The following is an 18,553-nucleotide window of genomic DNA, read 5'->3' as shown; positions in this document are numbered from 1 at the left end:
TTTTTTCCCTGTTTATTGGTTTCCCTGTATCCTCGAAACTCATTCCTAGGCGATGTCCGTGAACCACTTCTTCATGCGCGTGACGATGCGGTCGAAGCCGGAATCGTCGCGGATTTTGAAGGGACGAACGTGCTGCAGGCCTTCTTCCTCAGCTCCGTGGAGCAGCAGGCCGACAGCGGTTGCGTATTTGGGGCTTCTGACCTCTGCGGCCAGTCCGCCGATGCCTTCTTCGGGAATGCCGATGCGGACAGGCAGATCGAAAATCTGCTCGGCCAGCTCCTGCATGCCGTCAATCATGACCGTACCACCGGTGAGCACAACGCCTGCCGCGATCATGTTCTTGAAACCGGACTTGATGAGCTCCTGATCCACCAGGGCCAGGATTTCCTCACAACGAGGCTCGCAGATTTCCGCCAGCACCCGTTTGCTCATCTTGCGGGATTCGCGGCCACCCACACTGGGGACCTCGATGATCTCCTCACTGGTGACGAGATCGGCCATGGCGCAGCCGTAGTCCATCTTGATCTTTTCGGCGGACATCATGGGGGTACGCAAACCGTAGGCAATGTCGTTGGTCAGGTTGTGACCGCCGAGAGCCAGTACGGATGTGTGCTTGATGGAGTCCTTGGAAAAGACCGCGATATCCGTTGTGCCGCCGCCGATATCAACCAGAGCCACACCGATTTCCCGCTCCTCGGGCGAGAGAACGGCTTTGCTGCTGGCCAGCGATTCGAGCACGATGTTGGAGACATCAAGCCCGGAGCGGTTGCAGGAGCGGATGATATTCTGTGCGGACGTGACCGCGCCGGTTACGATGTGGACTTTCACTTCCAGGCGAACCCCGGCCATGCCCAGCGGGTCGACGATGCCGCGCTGGTCATCCACAATAAATTCCTGGGGCAGGGTGTGCAGCACTTCCCGGTCCATGGGGATGGCAATGGCCTTGGCTGCCTCGATGACACGGTCCACGTCGCGCTGGGTGACTTCGCCGCCCTTGACCGCGATGACGCCGTGTGAGTTGAAGCCCTGAATGTGGGAACCGGCGATGCCTGCATAGACGGTGCGGATGTCACAACCGGCCATGAGTTCCGCGTCTTCCAGTGATTTCTTGATGCACTGGACCGTCTTCTCGATGTTCACGACCACGCCGCGTCGCAGGCCGGTCGAAGGGGACGTGCCGATACCGATGATGTCGACGCCGTTTTCACTGGCCTCGCCCACAACGGTGCAAATTTTTGTGGTGCCTACGTCGAGTCCCACGATTAAATCATTTCTAGCCATAGTGTCTCCTCTGTTGTTCCCTGAGTAATATCTTGATGCGACTAGCCCTTTGCAGGAACCGGACGCCTCTTTATCCATATCTTGTCACCGCTGGCCGCGATGATGCTTGCCTTGTCAAATTCGTTTCTACGCATGAGGTCGCGCCAGACCACTTTGAGCCGTTCAAGCTGCACTTCCCAGCGGTCCATGGAGAGCTTGACGGTCAGCCCCTGGCCACCGGCGTGGCCGTCCAGATATATTTCCAGTTCGTGGGCGCTGGTGAGCTTGATCCATGCGGCCTGATTCTGGGTGAACGGCGTCTGCTTTTTGGCCATTTTCTGCAGGATGCCGGTCAGTACCTGCTGGCTGTCGTTCAGGTTGTCAGCCACACTCAGTACGGGCAGAGAGGCTATCTCGCCAGGATGCATGGGGGCGATAACCTTGCCGTTGGCATCGGCGAAATAGAGACCGTCTCCCTGACGAATCCAGAAGGCCGGGACCTTTTCCACAATGCCGATGCGCAACCTGTTGGGCAGCTCCCGGCGTACGGTCACGGACTGTATCCACGGGTTGGTTGACAACCGGCTTTCCACTTCTCCCACGTTCATGTCTATGCTGTTGAGGCCCAGGGCCACATCCGCGTTGCTCAATACATCGCTGTAGGAAAGGCGGGTGTTGCCGGAAACGTGAATCTCGGTGAGATTGAAATAGGGATTCGACGTGATATAGCGATAGCCGTAGAGCATGCCGACACTGAGCGCCGCAACAAAGGAAAGCAGCAGCAGCGTCATGATGGTCCGCACGATGATCTGTCCTATTCCGGTCAGGCTGCGCGGCGATTTCCGTTTGTAGCTGGACAGCGTGGTCTTCTTGGTACGCTTGAAGCTGTTGGCGCGTTTTTTCTTTTTGTTGCCGAGCGACAAGCGGCTTTGTTTATCCATGGTCAAGGTGCTCACAGTATGATGACCTCCGTGTCGAGGGTGATGTCGAATTTCTCTTTGACCGCTTCCCGACCCTGTTCGATAAGGACGAGCGCGTCTGCGCTGGTGCCGTTGTCAAGGTTGACCAGAAAGTTGGCGTGTATGTCGGAAAATCCCACGCCGCCGAGGCGCACGCCCTTCATGCCTGCCTGATCCAGCAGAATGCCGGCGGACTGGCCTTCAGGGTTTTTGAACACGCATCCGGCAGACCGCGCCGTTACCGGCTGGGTGGCCTTTTTCTTGTTGTAATTGTCCTGCATGGCCTTGCGTACGGCCTTGGGGTTGGATTCGGTCAGCTTGAGCTCAACCTGCCAGACCAGGCATTTGCCTATCCCCTGTTTGGGCGCGAAATGGCGGTAGCCGAAATCGCATTGGTCGTGGTCGAGCCAGATAAGACCCTGGCCCGGGGACCAGAGGCGTATGCGCGTCACGAGGTTGCTCATCTCGGTGCCGTATGAACCGGCGTTCATGGCCACGGAACCGCCCACGGAGCCGGGGATGCCGGTGAGGCCTTCCAGACCCGAGAGGCCGGCCATCTGCGCCCAGCCCAACAGGCCCGACAGGCGCTGACTCGCGCCGCAGCGGACGATGAGGGCGTCGTTGATTTTCTCCACCCGCTGGGGACCGGGAGGGGTCGCCACGCGAATGAGCGCCAGATCAAGCTGGCCGTCCGGGGCGAGCAGGTTGGTCCCTTCGCCGATGACAAACGGACGCAGGGTTTCGGTCATGAGAAAATCACCGAGTTCGTCAAGATCCTGTTTCTCACGCACGATCACTTCAACTTCAGCGTTGCCGCCGAGTTTGAGGGAGGTGCGTTCCGAAAGGGACGGATTGGTGATAAATTCGAGACTCATGATAGACCTTTATTCCTCGTTTTCTTCCATCGCGGGTTCAGGTGTCTGTGTGTCCTGGTCTTCTTCCTGTTCAAGCCAACGTTCACCGATCTGCCATATGGAGCCGGCTCCCTGGGTGATGAAGAGGTCGCCGGGTTTCAGTGTGTCCTTGAGTCGTTTTTCCAAGGCATCGAAGTCCGGGTAAAATTGTACTTTGGTCTCGGATACCTGCTTGATGCCCTGCGCCAGCGAGAGGCCGGAGACGCCCGGAATGGGTGACTCGCTGGCCGGATAGATTTCCGTGAGCAGGAGCAGATCGGCGTCCGTGAATGCCTGACAGAATTCCCCGAACAGGGCCTGTGTCCGGGAGAAACGGTGTGGCTGGAAGGCCACCACCAGACGTCTGTCCGGGTAGCACTCTCGGGCGGTCTTGAGGTTGGCCACGATTTCGGCAGGATGGTGGCCGTAGTCGTCCACGACCATGACACCCTTGCGTTCGCCCTTGCGTTCGAAGCGGCGTCCCACGCCACCGAAGTTGCCCAGTCCGTTGATGATATCCTTTTTTTCCAGTCCGGCTTCCAGCGCCACGCCTATGCAGGCCAGGGCGTTCAGCACGTTGTGCGTGCCGGGCTGGGCCACGGTGACTTCGCCCCATTCCTCTTCTTCCAGATAGACCTTGAACAGGGTGCGGAGATGGGACGAGATGATTTCGCCGCGGAGCTTGTTGTGCTTCTCAAGGCCGTAGGTCATGCACGGGCGTTTGATGAGCGGCAGGAGGCGCTTGACACCTTCGTCATCGCCGCAGACCACGTTCATGCCGTAGAAGGGAATGGAGTTCATGAACCGGATGAAGGAGAGATCAATGGCGTCCTGATTGTCGTAGAAATCCATGTGGTCCTTGTCCACGTTGGTGACCACGGTGATGATGGGCGACAGGCGCAGGAACGAGCCGTCGGATTCGTCGGCTTCGGCAATGAGGTAATCCCCTTCGCCCAGCCGCGCGTTGGCGCCGTATGTGTTGAGCTTGCCGCCGATGATGACGGTGGGGTCCAGCCCCGCTTCAGTGAAAATCGTTGCCATGAGCGACGTCGTGGTGGTCTTGCCATGGGTTCCGGCAACCGCGATGCCGGTGCGCAGGCGCATGAGTTCGGCCAGCATTTCGGCGCGAGGGATGATGGGAATACCGCGTTCGCGGGCTTCCACCAGCTCCGGGTTCTTGTCCGGGATCGCTGTGGATTTGATGAGCACATCCGCCCGGCCCACGTTGTCTGCGCCGTGACCGATGAAAACATTGGCTCCCAGTTTTTCCAGTCGCCGCACTGCGGCAGACGCGGACAGGTCCGAGCCTGTGATGTAGAAGCCCATGTTGATGAGCACCTCGGCGATACCGTTCATGCCGGAGCCGCCTATACCCACCATGTGGATGTTGTTTACCCGTGCCCGCATTGCGGGACATGCCTCGCCGCCAACGGTGAGATACGGTCCTTGTGCTGCTGCCATTTCTATACTCCTCTGCCTTGCGTCACGAGACTTTCCAGCCCCGATACTATATCTGCGGCCGCGTTCGGCTTGGCGAACTGGCGGGCCGCTTCTTCCATATCTTTCAAGCGCTTCTCATCGTCGAGAAGCCTGCATGCGGCGTGGGCCAGCATATCCCCGGTCAGTACCGACTGGGGGATGAGCTTGGCCGCGCCGAGGTCCGACATGGCTGTGGCATTCATGGTTTGATGGTCGTGTGTGGCATGGGGAAATGGCACGAAAATGGCCGGGACCCCTGCTGCCGCTATTTCGAAGACCGTGGTCGCCCCGGATCGGCAGATGGCCAGATCGCAGGAGGCGTATTCGGTCCCCATATCCTCGATAAATTCGTGTACCTGGGCCGAGTCCGCACCGGCTGCCTCGTAGGCGGCCCTGACTCGGGTGTAGTCGGCCTTGCCGGCCTGATGCACCAGCGTGACACCGGCTTCCATGAGTTTGGGCAACCCTTCGATGATGGCGTCGTTGATGGGCTTGGCACCCTGGCTGCCGCCCAGCACCAGTACGCGCTTGCCGGTGATGCGGCTCTGGCGGCGTTCGGCGGCCTTGAAAATATCCAGACGCACCGGATTGCCGGTGAGCGTGGTTTTGGACACCGGGAAGGCCACGGTGTTGTCCCGGAAACTGAGAAAAATTCGTTTGACCAGATTGCCGAGCACCTTGTTGGTCACACCCGGTACGGAGTTCTGCTCATGCACGGCCGTGGGCTTGCCCAGCATCCATGCAGCCAGAACAGGGCAGAACCCTGCGTATCCGCCGAAGCCGATGACCACTTCCGGCTTGAACCGCCAGATGGTGGCAATGGCTCTGGGCACAGCCGTGCCGACCCAGCCTATGGCGGACAGAATGCCGGGGATGCCGCGGCCCATGATGCCGCTGGCCGGAAGTTCCACGAACCGCAGGCCGAACTTGCGGGCCATGTCGCCCTCAGGACCGGGGCCGCCGACAAAGAGGACGTCCACGCCCTTGTTGCGCAGAACCAGCTCTGTGGCCACGGCCAGCGCCGGGAAGATGTGCCCACCCGTACCGCCGGTGGTGATGACGACGCGATTCAGGGTCATGTCTTCACCCTCCGGGAAAGGTTGAGCAGAATACCGGCGCAGATGAATGACGCGGTCAGGCTGGAGCCGCCGTAGCTGATGAACGGCATGGCCACGCCCTTGGGCGGGACAGCGCCGAGCACGACAGCCAAGTTGAGGACCATGCCGAGCCCCACGATGCAGGTGATGCCGAACGCGGTGAAACGGTCCTGCAGGTCTTCCAGCTTCTGGGCGATGCGGAAGGAGCGCCACATGAAAAATCCGATGGTGAAAAAGAAGAGCGACATGCCGACAAAGCCGAGTTCCTCGCCCACCACGGCCATGATGAAGTCGTTGTGCGCTTCGGGCAGAAAGAGGAGCTTGGACTGGCCCGCGCCGATGCCGGTGCCGAAAATGGAACCCTTGCCAAAGGCATACAGGGACTGAACGAGCTGGTAGCCCTCGTTCTGCGCCAGTTCATGCGGATTGAGGAAGGCGGTCCAGCGTTTCATTCTGTAGGGCGAAGACGCGATGAGCATGTACCCGGACCCCGCGGCCAGGACCAGAGAAGTTAGCAGATAGATGAACCGGGTGCCGCCCACCAGGCACATGAAAAAGAGAATGCCGGACATGATGACCGCGCCGCCGAAGTCGGGCTGGAGCAGAAGCAGACCGCCGAGCACACCTGTCACCAGAATGGGGGGCAGGAATCCCACGGAAAAGGTCTGTACGAGGTCCTGCTTTCTGGAAAAGAAATAGGCGAGGTAGAAGACCAGCGCCACCTTGGCGAACTCCAGGGGCTGGAAGTTGACCGGGCCGAACTTGAGCCAGCGGCTGGCACCGTTGACGGACGTACCCAGCGGAGTGGAGCACAGGCCGAGCAGGACGATGGCCGTCAGAATCCAGACATAGGTCATGGAATAGAAGAAGCGACGGGGAATCTGCATGCAGGCGATCATGGCGGCCAGCCCCACACCGGTGTAGATGAGCTGGCGCTTGAAGAAGTAGAATTTGTCCGCATGCTTGTATTCGGCCATGATGCCGGAAGCGGACAGGACCATGATCAAACCGAAACCACCGAGCAGCAGGGTAGCGGTGAGCAGCCAGGGATCAATGCTGCCTCTGACGGCGCTTGACGTATTTGAATTGAGACTACTCATGGAGTCCCTCCACCACACGTTTGAAATCGTTACCGCGTTCAGCCATGTTATTATACTGGTCGAAACTGGACGTGGCCGGGGCGAGCAGGATCACGTCGTTGATGTCGGAAAGATTGGTCTGGCGTTTCACGGCGTCTTCCAGTGTTTCATCCCAGAATACGGCACAGTGTTCTTCCAGGGCCGGTTCGAGTATTTCGCGGGAGCCTCCGAACAGTCCGACGGAAACAACGGCTCCCTTGATGGCCTTGGCAAACGCGTCCACATCGCCGCCCTTCCACACGCCGCCCATGAGCAGGCGCACCGGACGATCAAAGGAGTGAACGGCAGCCAGGGCCGCGTCCAGTGTGGTTGCCTTGGAGTCGTTGACATAGAGTACGCCGAATTTTTCGGCCACAGGCTCGATGCGGTGGGGCAGGGGCTTGAAATTCCGGATGGTCTCGCCAGCCTGTTCTTCGGTCACGCCGAACCGCTTCACCGCCTGCCATGCGGCTTCGATATTGGCCCGGTTGTGCGTGCCCAGCAGATTGGGCGCTTCAAAGGTTTCGTTGGCGCCAAACCACTCTACATGGGCGTTGGTGAAGGGGCGGTTTTCCAGCATCTCGCGCAGGCTTTCGTGCATGAGCGCCGTGTCCTCGCCGGTCATCTGGCTGAACAGGGCCAGCTTGGCGTCGAGGTATTCGTCCATGTCTTCATGGTAGTCGAGGTGGTTGGCCGCGAAATTGAGGAACAGGGCCACATGCGGCTTGAACAGGCGGCAGTTCTGGAGCTGGAAGCTGGAGACTTCGAGCACGATGATCTCAGCCGGTTCCATGTCCAGCAGGTATTCGCACAGGGGCACGCCGATGTTGCCGCCGGTGAAGATGCGGCGTTCTGCCTGCTCCAGGATTGCAGCGATCATGCTCACGGTGGTGGTCTTGCCGTTCGAGCCGGTTACGGCCAGCACCGGGGCTTCGATGAACCAGGACGCGAATTCCAGCTCGGACACCAGCTTGCTTGCCGGGATGCCGTCCAGCACCGAGGCGAGTTTCTTGACCGGTACGCCGGGAGAGAAGACCACGATGTCCGCATCGGCAAAGTGTTCCTTGCGATGTTCGCCCTTGATGAGCGTGACCTTGCCCTTGAGCTCGCCGAGGATATCTTCGTTGACGTCCTCATTGCGATCCACAACGCGCACCTGCGCACCCACTGCATGGAGCAGACGGGCAGCGGCCAGGCCTGACTTGCCTGTGCCCACGACCACGGATTGCTTGTCCGTGAGGATGGCTTGGTCGATGAAGTTGCGGACGGTACGGTTCACTTTCTACCTCAGTTTCAATGTGGAAAGGGCCATCAGGGCCATGAGTATGGAGAGAATCCAGAAACGAACGATGATCTTGGATTCCGGGATGCCTTTGAGTTCGAAGTGGTGATGGAGCGGGGCCATCTTGAAAATGCGTTTGCCGCCCGTGAGTTTGAAATAGCCCACCTGCAGGATGACCGAGAGGGTCTCGAACACGAACACGCCGCCCACGATTGTGAGCAGCAGCTCCTGTTTGGCCAGCACGGCCACGAAGCCGAGTGCGCCGCCAAGTCCCAGTGAACCGACATCGCCCATGAAGACCTGTGCCGGGTGCGCGTTAAACCAGAGGAAGCCGAGCCCTGCGCCGACCATGGCTCCGCAGAAGACCGTGACCTCGCCGATGCCCTGGATGTTCTGCACCTGAAGGTAGTTGGCCATGGCCGCGTGGCCGGACACGTAAATGAAGAGGGCGAAACAGGCCATGGCAACCACCATGGGGCCGATCGCCAGCCCGTCCAGCCCGTCGGTCAGGTTCACCGCGTTGGATGCGCCCACCATGACCACCATGGCAAAGGGCAGATAGAACCAGCCGAGGTCCGGGCTGAAGTTTTTGAAAAACGGCACGGATAGCTGGGTGGAATAGGCGGGCTGGTTGATGAGCATGGCGATGGCCACTGCCGTGACCAGACACTGCATGGCAAATTTGGCCTTGGCCGAGAGTCCCTGATTCTGCTTCTTGATGACCTTGATGTAGTCGTCGGCAAAGCCGATGGCGCTGAATCCCGCGTAGACCAGGAGTGTCAGCCAGACATAAATATTAGTCAGGTCTGCCCAGAGCAGGGTGGAGACACCCACACTCAACAGGATCATCAGTCCGCCCATGGTGGGGGTGCCCTGTTTGGCCTGATGCTGCGGGCCGTCTTCACGGATATACTGGCCGCATTTGATGCGGGTCAGCCAGCGGATCATTGCCGGGCCGAACAGGATGGAGATGATCAACGCGGTCAGCAGCGCCCACACCGAACGGAAAGTGATGTAGCGGAAGACGTTGAACAGGCCTACGTCCTGACTGAGTGGAACGAGGAAATTGTAAATCACTGGTTGTCTCCTTGCATTCCCGCTTTGACCTTACGACAAAGGATGTTGGCGTATTCTTCCATCTTCAGTGAACGCGACCCCTTGACCAGGACCACGCCCCGGTCGATCCCCAGTTCGTTCCACCGGGTTATGAATTCATCGGGGGTGGTCAGCTGCGTGATGTCTCCGCCATACCCCTTTGCGACATCCTGTCGGTGGTCACCTTTGTAGAACACCGCAGAGGGTGCCGCTTCCCTGATGATCGTCCCCAGCTCTTCATGGCGCATGACGGTCTCACGTCCCAGTTCGCGCATGTCGGCCAGCACGAGGACCAGCGGCGTGTCGCCTGCCAGCTCCCGTGCCGTGGCAATGGAGCGACGCATGGACAGCGGGTTGGCATTGTACGTGTCGTCGATGACCGTGACGTCTCCGCCTACCTTGCAGCAGAACCGCTGGGTGTCCGCTTCGAGCGTCTTCAAACCGTTGATGACATCCTCCCGGCTCAGGCCCAGTTCATGGGCGACCGCGGCCACGCAGGCCAGGTTCTCGGCGTAGTGTTCGCCGCAGAACGGAGCGATCAGTTCACCCTCGCCCTCGGGGGTCCGAAGGTCGAAGCGTCCCCACCCTTCGACTTCGGCCCCGCCGAGGAACGAGGCAACATAGGAGGTGTCACGATGACCTTGAGTTGAGAATGCTGTGGGGGCGTCCACGATTTCGCGGGCCGCGTCCCAGAGCAGCGGGTAATCCCGACTGATGATGGCCGAACCGGACTGGCGCAGATATTTGAGCAGAACGGTCTTGGCCTGTGCCACGCCTGCCTCGTCGCCGAGTCCTTCCAGATGACCGGGGCCCACGTTGGTGATCACGGCGATGTCCGGGCTGGCAACCGGGGCCAGCTCTTCCATGTCGCCCTGATGTGAAATGCCCAGCTCCATGATCCACAGTTCCTGTTCGTCGGTGGCCTTGAGCATGGACATGGGCAGTCCGATCTGATTGTTGAAATTGCGATAGTTCTTGGCAACGCTGAACTTTTGCGAACACACGGCGTAGAGCATCTCCTTGACCGTGGTCTTGCCGGCCGTGCCGGTGACGGCGACGAGTCTGGCCCCGCACATGTCCCGCCAGCAGGCGGCAAGCTTGCCCAGCGCCTTGAGGGTGTCCCTGACCATGATGACAGGGGCGTCCACATCGTCCAGCATGCGGGATGCGATGATGGCGGCAGCGCCGGATTTGGCGGCCTGTGCAGCAAATTCATGCCCGTCGTAGTTGTCGCCGCTGATGCAGACGAAGAGATCGTCTTTGGTCACGGTGCGCGAGTCGGTTTGCACCGAGTTGATGACGGTCTTGTCGTAGCCTTCTTCGGCCAGGGCGCCAAAGCACCGTGCTGCGTCAGCCAGGGTCAGAATCACGAATATTTTTCCTTTATGGCCTTCATGGCCGCTTCCTTGTCGGAGAAGTGAATGGTTTCGGAGCCGATGACCTGATAGTCTTCGTGGCCCTTGCCCGCGATGAGCAGGGCGTCGCCGGGCTGCATTTCCATGACAGCCAGATTGATGGCGGTCTGCCGGTCCGGGTGTTCGATGATGCGGGCCGCGCCGGTCAGGCCGGGGCGGGCGTCTGCCATGATCGCCTCGGGCTGTTCGCTGCGCGGGTTGTCCGAAGTGAGGACAGCCACATCCGCATACTTGGCGGCCGCCTCGGCCATGAGTGGGCGTTTGGTCTTGTCGCGGTCTCCGCCGCAGCCGAACACCGTTATCAAGCGGTTGAAGTCAAGCTCCTTGAGCGATTTCTGCACGTTGATAAGGGCATCGGGCGTGTGGGCATAATCCACGAAAATATCGAGGTCGCGGTCGTTTATGACCCGCTCCAGCCTGCCGGGTACCCCGGCGAATGTGGACAGTTTGCGCATGTCCTTGCAGTTCAGGCCGAGGTGCAGGCCGACGGCCTGTGCGGCCAGCAGGTTCATGGCGTTGAACGCGCCTATGAGCGGCGATTTGATCAGCCAACTCTTGCCCTTGAACGAGGTCTCGATCTCCATGCCCTGTCCGGTCATGGAGAGTATGCGTCCCTGAAGGAGGGGCTTGTTGCCCACTTCCTGCTCCACCAGATTGGTGTCGCCGATGCCGTAGCCTATGCCGTCTTCGACTTCGGCCAGAAGGCGGCGGCCATAGGGATCGTTGAAGTTGAGCACGTTGGCCTTGCGGGGCAGCGGGTAGTCCTTGAAAAGCATTGATTTGGCCCGGAAGTAGTCTTCCATGGTGCCGTGGTAGTCCAGATGATCCTGGGTGAGATTGGTGAAAATGCCTGCGTGAAAGTCGAGTCCGGCCACACGATACTGATCCAGTGCGTGGGAGGAGACTTCCATGATGACCACGTCCACGTCCGCCTTCTTCATGTTGAAGAGGAGTTCGTGGATCATCCAACAGTCGGGCGTGGTCAGCGGGGCGTCCATTTCAAAGCCCGGCCAGCGATAACTGACCGTGCCGAGGACGCCTACCTTCAGGCCCGCGGTGGTGAGCAGGTGTTCAAGGATATACGACGTTGTGGTCTTGCCGTTCGTGCCGGTGATGCCCACCAGCTTGATGTCCCGCTGTTCCACCTGGAAGTAGGCGCGGGCCAACTCGCCCAGAGCGATGGCCGGGTTGTCGTGGTACACGGCCACGGCCTTGTTCTCGACCACAGGGGCGACCAGATCACGGGCCGCTTTGGGGGCAACTATGTACTTCGCGCCGTTGTCCAGTGCGCTGGGGATGTAGTCGATGCCGCGCACAGCCGTGCCGGGCATGGCAACAAAGCATTCCCCTTTCTGGATTTTGCGTGAATCGGTGCGTACCACCAGTCCCTTTTTCGCTTTGGTAAGCAGGGTTTCAAATTCCATGACGCCGGTTTCCTCTTCCTTGCCGCTATGAGAGCCAGAGAATAAAAACATCATCCTCTCCCTCCGAAGTTTGGTCTTCCGGCCAGGGTGTACCCGCCGCGGGTTTCTGCCGTTTGACCGTCATTCCCGTGCCTTTGAGCACAGGGACAATTCCCATTTTCACTAAAACTTCGAGTGCCCTTCGGACGGGCATGCCAGCGATGTTCGGAACACGGTCCGTGTCGATGACGGCCTGTACCTGCGCCGGGCCGATATCCGACTTGGCGCTTTCCACGATCTCATCCATGGGCACGATTTCGGCATCATCCGCCACAAGTGTTTCGGAGAGCTTGCCGTGGTAGGCCAGCGTGCGCACGGTCACCTCGCGGCAGACCGGTGCCGCCACCATGGAGCCGTAGTTGGCCTTCTGCGGTTCGTCGATCATGGTGATGACCATCAGCTCGGGGTTGTCGGCCGGGACCAGGGCGACGAAGGAGGAAAGATATTGATCGCCGTAGCCGCCCTTGGGAGAGGCTTTCTGTGCGGTGCCGGTCTTGCCCGCCATGGTGATGCCTTCGATGCGCGCGCTGCGTCCTGTGCCGTCTTCGTGAACCACGTCCTTCATCATGGACAGGACCTTGGCCGTGGTTTCGGGACTGAAAACCTGTACCGAGACGTTCTTGCGTTCGGCCTTTGGTGATTTGACCAGATTGAGTTCGCGCGTTGCGCCCTGATTGGCGATACAGAGAAATGCCTTGGCCATTTGCAGGGCTGTGGCGCCGATGCCCTGTCCGAAGCTGATGGCCGCGAGATCAACGGACGTCCATCGTGCGGCAGGCCGCATGATGCCGGAGGACTCGCCGGGGAGGCCGATATTGGTCTTTTCGCCAAAACCGAGTTTGGCCAGATAGGAGTAATAGCGCTCTGCACCGAGTTCCATGCCGATCTTGGCTGAACCGATGTTGGAGGAGTACCGCAGCACCTTGTTTGCGGGCAGCCATTGCTCCGGGTGGGTGTCGCGGATGAGCCTGCGGGCGACATGCCAGCGGCCGTTTTCGCAGTTGATAAGCGTGTCCGGTTCGATGACTTTCTCTTCAAGGGCGGCAGCGAACAGGATCGGCTTCAATGTTGAACCCGGCTCGTAGGAATCGGTCAGGGCACGCAGTCTGCGCTGGTAGGCCTTGGAAGAGCGAACCGTGTTCGGGTTGAAGAAGGGCTGGTTGGCCATGGCCAGAATGTCGCCGGTTGAAACATCGACAACGAGCACAATGCCGGAGCGGGCGTCGTATTTGGCAATGGATTTGGCCAGAGCCTGTTCCGCGGCGTGCTGGATCTGGATGTCGATGGTCAGCCGTATGTCCTGACCGTTGATGTCCACGTCCTGTCTTGAGATGTCGAGGGTGTAGCGGCCGTTCTTGCGGTCGCGCTGGACCACGAACTTGGCTTCGCTCGGTTTGAGGCGGTCGTTGTAGATCCGCTCGATGCCTTCGCGACCTTTGCCGTCGATGTCCACGAAGCCGAGGATTTGTCCTGCAAGATGTTCATTGGGGTAAATGCGGTGATATTCACTGGTCAGGACCACGCCGGGGAGTTTGGATTTGAGCACGGCAGAGGACTCGCGGTCCGTGACCTGCCGTTTGATCCAGACGAAATTTCTTTTGGACTTGAGCTTCTTGTAGATTGTGGTGCGGCGAATGCCCAGCTCGCGGGAGAGCATATCCGCGGCCACATCCACATTGGTGATCTTGTAGGGATGGGCGCAGACGGATTTGGACTCGATGGACGTTGCAAGCATCTGACCGTTGCGATCGAGAATACGGCCGCGCTCGCCGAACTTGTATTCGGTTACGTGGCTCTGCCTGTCGGCCTTTGCGGCCAATTTTTCGCCTTCATGGATTTGCACCCATCCGGCGCGGAACCACAGACCACCCAAAGCAAGACCAAACAGGGCCATTACAAACCCTATTTTGATCGTGCTGTGATCTGTGCGCCCTTTCGTGTCCTGTGCCATCAAGTATTCCCTGTTTCCCACTTATGGCGGCGCGTCTATGGCAAAACGCGCTGCTATTGCTTGGCTATCCGCCGTATCTGACCCGGCGCAGCCACTCCCAGACCGAGCTGGCCTGCGAGTTTTTTGAGCCTGTATGGCGAAACCAGGTTGTTCCTCTCAACCGTCAGTTTCGTGGCCAGATCCTCTTTCTGGCCAAGGCTCTCCTCCATCTTGCGCAGGTCATATGCCAGATCCATGCGCTCGATGCTCAACCACACGGCTCCCAGACCAAGAGTGAGCGCTATCCCCAGCAGGGACAGTGTCATCCAAAGGAGCGTTTTGTCGGTCTTGCTCATGCTTCTTCTCCGTCTGGGGCGAGTTTTTCCGCGACTCTGAGCTTGGCACTCCGTGCGCGGGGGTTCGCTTCCCTTTCAGCCTCACCGGCCATGAGCGGCTTTTTCGTCAGCACTTTCATTTCAGGCCTGCCGCCGCAGGTGCAGTGGAGTTGATGCGGGGGGCATTTGCACCCCTTGGCGGCATCCCGAAATGCGTGTTTCACGGCCCTGTCCTCCAGGGAATGAAACGAAATGATAGCTACTCTGGCGCCGGGTTTAAGGCGTCCGACAATGGTTTTAAGGTAATATTCAAGTTCCTCAGTTTCCCTGTTGACTGCGATACGAAGCCCCTGGAAGGTGCGGGTCGCCGGATGATTCCGCGCTGTGTGCCGCATCTTGGGCGGGTAGGCCAATCTCACTATCTCGGCCAGTTGAAGCGTTCTCGTGATTGCTTCCTTTTCCCGTGCTTTCAATATCGCTGACGCGATTTTTCCGGCCAACGGATCTTCTCCGTAGACTCTGATGATCCGCGCCAGATCACCGTGTTTCAGCGTGTTCACCAATTCTTCGGCCGAAGTGGTGGAATCCGGGTCCATGCGCATGTCCAGCGGACCGTCATGGATGAAGCTGAATCCTCTTTCAGCAACGTCCAGCTGCATGGATGAGACGCCGAGGTCGAGGACCGCGCCGTCTATCAAATCCCAACCGATTTCATCCAGAGCCTCCTCAAACCGGGAGAAGGGGGTGTGGAACAGGTGAATCCTGTCTTCGAACTCCACGAGGCGCTTCCTTGCCAGCGCCAAAGCCTCTTCATCTCGGTCAAGCCCCAAAAGCTCGGCCTTGTCTCCCGCAGTTTTGAGTATCTGCAGGCTGTGACCGCCCATGCCCAGCGTGCCGTCCATATACCGACCGCCTGGTTTGGGTCTCAGCCACTCAACCACTTCATGTAAAAGAACTGTTGCGTGTAGATCGGCCGGGTTGATAGTGGTATCAGCCATGGCTATATCTTCAGATCGAGATTGTTCTCGGCCAACTGACGCGAGATATCCCGTTTTCTGTTGAGCAGATTGTCAAAACCATCTTCGGGACGGATTACAAATTTACGTCCGGCACCCAGTACTGTTACGTTGCCTTCCAGGCCACCGCTCTTGCGCAGGTCCGCGGGAATGGCGATGCGGCCCTGTTTGCTGACGGGAGCTTTGGTGTAGCAGGAGAAAAAGAGAAGCATCTCTTCTTCCAAATCGTTGTCCGGTGCCTTGACGCTCATGAATTCCTTGACAGCATGGTCCCATTGAGAAGGAGTAATGCCGATGACCTGGTTGCCGTAAATGGTCAGCACCACATAGCCTTCCGGGACGTTCTCCCGGATGACATCCCTGAACTCGGGGGGCAAAATGAGCCGCCCCTTATCGTCAAGGCTTCTGTGTGCATGGCCAAAAAACAGCATGTTCTTCCTCGGTATGGTTTTGTGCTACCACTTATTTACACTTTTTTACACTAAATTCCACTTCTTCCCACCTGTGCTTGAAAAACAAGGGAAAGTCAACCGTCGTCACGGTTTTGTTTGATAAAAAAAAGGGGAGTGTAATTGATTTTTTTGGGTCAGGAGCCTAGAGTTGATCCTAACCTGTTGATGTGTGCTTTGGAAAAGTGCATTAAAATCAAACTATAAAGATCATCAGCCAGGGAAAAGATTGTTGTTTCCCAATACACGCCGTCAGCCAGGAGGCTTTTATGGACAGGCATATCAAGATTATTGCCACGCTGGGACCAGGAACGGACAGCTATGAAGCGGTCAAGGAGTTGGTTGAGTCCGGGGCAAAGATTTTCAGGCTCAATTTTTCCCATGGTGGGCGTGAATTTTTCGCCAAAATGGTGGAGATTATCCGCAGGCTTGAGGAGGAGACCGAGCTGACCCTGACCGTGTTGCAGGACCTCTCCGGACCCAAGATCCGTACCTGTGATGTCGGGCTCGGCACGTTTGAGGTCAACAAGGGTGACGAGGTCATGCTTGGTTCATCCGATAAATACAAGGACGACGGAGCGCCGTTCATCTGCCTGGATATCCCGGAGATGTTCGAAGGCGTGAAGGTCGGTGATCCCGTGGCGCTGGGTGACGGTGTCATCCGGTTCAGAGTGGTCGAGATCGAGGAGCCGCAGCTCATTCGTCTGGAAGCCACCAACGCGGGTATCTGCCCGCCCCGGAAAGGCATTACCTTCCCGGGTATGAAGACTCCGCTGGCTCCGCTTACCGAAAAGGACAAGGCGGATCTGGCCATCGGCATGGACCTCGGGGTCGATGTGGTGGCCATGAGTTTTGTCCAGAAGCCCGAAGATATCTGCAACCTGCGCGCCGAGATGATTCAGTACGGCAGGCGCGTGCCCATTATCGCCAAGATAGAGCGCACGGCCGCGTTGGAATGCCTGGACGAAATCCTGACAGAGGCCGACGGCATCATGGTGGCACGCGGCGACCTCGGTCTTGAGCTTGATCTGGCCGAACTGCCCGCAGCCCAGAAGCGTATCATCAAGGCATGCAACAGGCTGGGCAAGCCGGTCATCGTGGCAACCCAGATGCTGCTTTCCATGGTCAACTCACCCATGGCGACCCGCGCCGAGACCACGGACGTGGCCAACGCCATTTTGGACGGTGCGGACTGCGTCATGCTCAGTGAAGAGACGGCTGTGGGACGGTATCCCGGCGAAGCGGTGAAGTTCATGCGTAAGATCGCTTACGAGATTGAGGCGTACATGGTTGAATCCGGCATGGTCAATATCTCTGTGGATGGCGTCAAGGAGCACCCGTCCACCTTCCTGGCCCACGCTGCGGCCATGCTGGCAGGCAAGACGGACGCCAAGGCCATCGTTTGTCATTCCACCTCTGGCGCGACGTCGCGCATCCTGTCATCCTGTCGTCCGGCACAGTCGATTTATGCCCTGAGTTCGGATTCCACAGTGCGGCACTTCACAAATCTCTCTTTGGGGGTTATTCCTGCCAAACCACTGGATGTAATCGATGACCATCAGGAACGGGCCGAAGTGTTCGTCCGGCAGTCTCCCGCCTTTGATGAGGGGGACATCGTCATCATCACGGCGGGTCAGCCCATCAAGGGCAAGTCCGTGACTCAGACGAACGTGGTCAAACTGTATGAAAAATTAAAGAAAGTAGCGAGTTAATGAGTTCATCCCAGAAGCATGATATCCCGGACGGTCTCAACGAGGAATACTACCAGATAAGCACTGATATCCTCGGTAGCTTCAACAAATATCGCCCGCCGCTCAATATCTTCCGGTTCAAGGAAGATGTGGCTCGTATCATGCCCTATTACAAGGTGGGCGGGCGGCTGACCAATGAACAGGTCGCCGAGCTTTTGGAGATGACGCAGGATGGGATGGTTTTTGTTTCTCGCGAGGATCATCCCGTCTATGTCAAGCATATCAGCTTTCAGCTTGACCTCGTTCTGGTGGACAAGAACCTCAAGGAAAAGGAAATCGCGGATATTTTCACCCAGGCCTTGACCCGTCGGTTGGCAGAGTTTTTCGAGCAGCCGGTCAAGGGTGTGTTTGAAAAACTGTGGGTGGATTTGATGGTCCTGACCGAATATCTCTACGAGGACATTCGTCGCGCAAGGGCTTTGGTCAGGCGTCTGCACACTGAGCATTCTCTGGAAAATCATTCGGTGAATACCGGTTTTCTGGGTGTCGCGTTGCTGGGCAAGATAAAGGAAAAAAACTTTCAGGACACCATCAAACGCAAGACGTTCGATAATTTGGTGGCCGGTCTGTTCATCCACGATCTGGGGATGGCCAAGGTGCCTGTTTTCATTCGTACCAAGGATAAACCCCTGACCGGTGAGGAACGGAACAAGATCAATAGTCACACCAAGGTCGGATTCGAGATGCTGAACAAGCTCGGGCTTCGGTTTGCCGAGATGGAGCAATGCGTCACAGAGCATCACGAACGGTGCAACGGGTCCGGCTATCCGCTCAAATCCATCAAGCAGGAATTCCCGGGTCGCCTGTGCGCCGTGGCCGATTCCTTTTGCGCCATGATCTCCAATCGTCCCTATGCCAAGGGCAAGGGGATGGTGCAGGCAGCCATGGAGTTGACGCAGGACGCCAAGTATGACCGCGAGATCACCAAGGCCCTGCAGATGCTGTTGATGATGGATCTCAAAATGAAGCCTTAGAGAGGGGGGCTGTCGGCTGCTTTTGCGGTAAACCACC

Annotated in this window: 16 protein-coding genes; 2 read left to right on the top strand and 14 right to left on the bottom strand. The window is 58.3% G+C overall.

Translation table 11 applies throughout. From position 1 onward, the window contains the following. Window positions 1-45: 45 nt before the first annotated feature. From ftsA to SRBAKS_RS08035, 14 genes are read right to left on the bottom strand one after another with little or no spacing between them, the layout of a single operon-like run. Entirely contained in the window at window positions 46-1,281 is a 1,236-nt protein-coding gene (ftsA, locus tag SRBAKS_RS08100) for a cell division protein FtsA (RefSeq protein WP_229595949.1), read from the bottom strand. A gap of 41 nt (window positions 1,282-1,322) precedes the next feature. Further along, window positions 1,323-2,216, bottom strand: a complete 894-nt coding sequence (locus tag SRBAKS_RS08095; RefSeq protein ID WP_229595947.1) for a cell division protein FtsQ/DivIB — start codon at window positions 2,214-2,216, stop codon at window positions 1,323-1,325. After that, window positions 2,213-3,094 carry a UDP-N-acetylmuramate dehydrogenase gene (gene murB, locus SRBAKS_RS08090; protein WP_229595944.1) on the bottom strand — a complete coding sequence of 294 codons (882 nt, stop codon included), beginning with the start codon at window positions 3,092-3,094 and terminating at the stop codon, window positions 2,213-2,215. Before murB ends, SRBAKS_RS08095 begins: the two co-directional genes overlap by 4 nt. A 9-nt stretch (window positions 3,095-3,103) precedes the next feature. Further along, the gene (gene murC / locus SRBAKS_RS08085; RefSeq protein WP_430709113.1) at window positions 3,104-4,519 is read right to left on the bottom strand and encodes a UDP-N-acetylmuramate--L-alanine ligase; all 1,416 of its coding nucleotides are present in this window, start codon (window positions 4,517-4,519) and stop codon (window positions 3,104-3,106) included. 56 nt (window positions 4,520-4,575) lie between these two features. Next, on the bottom strand, window positions 4,576-5,670 hold the full coding sequence (gene murG / locus SRBAKS_RS08080; protein ID WP_229595938.1) for an undecaprenyldiphospho-muramoylpentapeptide beta-N-acetylglucosaminyltransferase: 1,095 nt from the start codon (window positions 5,668-5,670) through the stop codon (window positions 4,576-4,578). Then, complete coding sequence (ftsW, locus tag SRBAKS_RS08075) at window positions 5,667-6,788, bottom strand: putative lipid II flippase FtsW (RefSeq protein WP_229595936.1); 1,122 nt, start codon at window positions 6,786-6,788, stop codon at window positions 5,667-5,669. The genes murG and ftsW overlap by 4 nt, the downstream gene beginning before the upstream one ends. Then, on the bottom strand, window positions 6,781-8,085 hold the full coding sequence (gene murD / locus SRBAKS_RS08070) for a UDP-N-acetylmuramoyl-L-alanine--D-glutamate ligase (RefSeq protein WP_229595934.1): 1,305 nt from the start codon (window positions 8,083-8,085) through the stop codon (window positions 6,781-6,783). The genes ftsW and murD overlap by 8 nt, the downstream gene beginning before the upstream one ends. Window positions 8,086-8,088: 3 nt before the next feature. Then, window positions 8,089-9,165, bottom strand: coding sequence for a phospho-N-acetylmuramoyl-pentapeptide-transferase (gene mraY / locus SRBAKS_RS08065; RefSeq protein WP_229595928.1), 1,077 nt, complete (start codon window positions 9,163-9,165; stop codon window positions 8,089-8,091). Next, entirely contained in the window at window positions 9,162-10,553 is a 1,392-nt protein-coding gene (locus tag SRBAKS_RS08060) for a UDP-N-acetylmuramoyl-tripeptide--D-alanyl-D-alanine ligase (RefSeq protein ID WP_229595927.1), read from the bottom strand. The genes mraY and SRBAKS_RS08060 overlap by 4 nt, the downstream gene beginning before the upstream one ends. Continuing rightward, the gene (locus SRBAKS_RS08055) at window positions 10,550-12,073 is read right to left on the bottom strand and encodes a UDP-N-acetylmuramoyl-L-alanyl-D-glutamate--2,6-diaminopimelate ligase (RefSeq protein WP_229596933.1); all 1,524 of its coding nucleotides are present in this window, start codon (window positions 12,071-12,073) and stop codon (window positions 10,550-10,552) included. The genes SRBAKS_RS08060 and SRBAKS_RS08055 overlap by 4 nt, the downstream gene beginning before the upstream one ends. Beyond that, window positions 12,048-14,012 carry a penicillin-binding transpeptidase domain-containing protein gene (locus tag SRBAKS_RS08050; RefSeq protein WP_229595925.1) on the bottom strand — a complete coding sequence of 655 codons (1,965 nt, stop codon included), beginning with the start codon at window positions 14,010-14,012 and terminating at the stop codon, window positions 12,048-12,050. The genes SRBAKS_RS08055 and SRBAKS_RS08050 overlap by 26 nt, the downstream gene beginning before the upstream one ends. Before the next feature lie 53 nt (window positions 14,013-14,065). Further along, on the bottom strand, window positions 14,066-14,347 hold the full coding sequence (locus SRBAKS_RS08045; RefSeq protein ID WP_229595924.1) for a hypothetical protein: 282 nt from the start codon (window positions 14,345-14,347) through the stop codon (window positions 14,066-14,068). Next, complete coding sequence (rsmH, locus tag SRBAKS_RS08040) at window positions 14,344-15,324, bottom strand: 16S rRNA (cytosine(1402)-N(4))-methyltransferase RsmH (RefSeq protein WP_229595923.1); 981 nt, start codon at window positions 15,322-15,324, stop codon at window positions 14,344-14,346. Before rsmH ends, SRBAKS_RS08045 begins: the two co-directional genes overlap by 4 nt. 2 nt (window positions 15,325-15,326) lie before the next feature. Then, window positions 15,327-15,773 carry a division/cell wall cluster transcriptional repressor MraZ gene (locus tag SRBAKS_RS08035; RefSeq protein WP_229595922.1) on the bottom strand — a complete coding sequence of 149 codons (447 nt, stop codon included), beginning with the start codon at window positions 15,771-15,773 and terminating at the stop codon, window positions 15,327-15,329. 287 nt (window positions 15,774-16,060) lie between these two features. Between SRBAKS_RS08035 and pyk the strand changes: the two genes are divergently transcribed. Both pyk and SRBAKS_RS08025 read left to right on the top strand, forming a co-directional pair. After that, window positions 16,061-17,503 (top strand): pyruvate kinase, encoded by a 1,443-nt coding sequence (pyk, locus tag SRBAKS_RS08030; protein ID WP_229595921.1) that lies wholly within the window; start codon window positions 16,061-16,063, stop codon window positions 17,501-17,503. Beyond that, window positions 17,503-18,516, top strand: a complete 1,014-nt coding sequence (locus SRBAKS_RS08025; protein ID WP_229595920.1) for an HD-GYP domain-containing protein — start codon at window positions 17,503-17,505, stop codon at window positions 18,514-18,516. The genes pyk and SRBAKS_RS08025 overlap by 1 nt, the downstream gene beginning before the upstream one ends. The last annotated feature ends 37 nt before the right edge of the window (window positions 18,517-18,553 follow it).

The organism is Pseudodesulfovibrio sediminis, assembly GCF_020886695.1.
GTDB classification, from domain to species: Bacteria; Desulfobacterota; Desulfovibrionia; order Desulfovibrionales; family Desulfovibrionaceae; genus Pseudodesulfovibrio; species Pseudodesulfovibrio sediminis.
Note: the sequence above shows the minus strand (reverse complement) of the source record. Positions and strands in the feature narration are given on the sequence as shown.

Bases quoted from the DNA above. Each gene is read 5' to 3' on its own strand.
- ftsA (WP_229595949.1), bottom strand. From the start codon at position 1,281: ATGGCTAGAAATGATTTAATCGTGGGACTCGACGTAGGCACCACAAAA.
- murB (WP_229595944.1), bottom strand. From the start codon at position 3,094: ATGAGTCTCGAATTTATCACCAATCCGTCCCTTTCGGAACGCACCTCC.
- murC (WP_430709113.1), bottom strand. From the start codon at position 4,519: ATGCGGGCACGGGTAAACAACATCCACATGGTGGGTATAGGCGGCTCC.
- murG (WP_229595938.1), bottom strand. From the start codon at position 5,670: ATGACCCTGAATCGCGTCGTCATCACCACCGGCGGTACGGGTGGGCAC.
- ftsW (WP_229595936.1), bottom strand. From the start codon at position 6,788: ATGAGTAGTCTCAATTCAAATACGTCAAGCGCCGTCAGAGGCAGCATT.
- SRBAKS_RS08055 (WP_229596933.1), bottom strand. From the start codon at position 12,073: ATGTTTTTATTCTCTGGCTCTCATAGCGGCAAGGAAGAGGAAACCGGC.
- SRBAKS_RS08050 (WP_229595925.1), bottom strand. From the start codon at position 14,012: ATGGCACAGGACACGAAAGGGCGCACAGATCACAGCACGATCAAAATA.
- SRBAKS_RS08045 (WP_229595924.1), bottom strand. From the start codon at position 14,347: ATGAGCAAGACCGACAAAACGCTCCTTTGGATGACACTGTCCCTGCTG.
- rsmH (WP_229595923.1), bottom strand. From the start codon at position 15,324: ATGGCTGATACCACTATCAACCCGGCCGATCTACACGCAACAGTTCTT.
- SRBAKS_RS08035 (WP_229595922.1), bottom strand. From the start codon at position 15,773: ATGCTGTTTTTTGGCCATGCACACAGAAGCCTTGACGATAAGGGGCGG.
- pyk (WP_229595921.1), top strand. From the start codon at position 16,061: ATGGACAGGCATATCAAGATTATTGCCACGCTGGGACCAGGAACGGAC.
- SRBAKS_RS08025 (WP_229595920.1), top strand. From the start codon at position 17,503: ATGAGTTCATCCCAGAAGCATGATATCCCGGACGGTCTCAACGAGGAA.